Genomic DNA, 240 nt, shown 5'->3' on the forward strand with positions numbered 1-240 from the left:
GCAATGGCGCCTCGCAAGTGGCTTCACTGCCCGCGGTGCGCGATGCCTTGCTCCAGCGCCAGCGCGCGTTTCAGGAGCCGCCGGGCCTGGTCGCCGATGGTCGCGACATGGGCACTGTGGTGTTCCCGGATGCGCCGCTGAAGATTTTTCTGACCGCCAGCGCCGAGGAACGTGCACGTCGCCGTTACTTGCAGTTGAAGGCAAAAGGCGATGATGTTAGTCTGTCGAGTCTGCTAGATG

The 240-nt window shown here is 62.9% G+C and carries 1 protein-coding gene; it reads left to right on the plus strand.

Translation table 11 applies throughout. The features are described 5' to 3' along the window. Positions 1 to 240, plus strand: a 240-nt coding sequence (locus QN399_RS26625; RefSeq protein ID WP_330201980.1) for a (d)CMP kinase, incomplete at both ends; no start/stop codon positions are given.

Source organism: Pseudomonas sp. 10C3 (assembly GCF_036346185.1).
Classification (GTDB): Bacteria; Pseudomonadota; Gammaproteobacteria; order Pseudomonadales; family Pseudomonadaceae; genus Aquipseudomonas.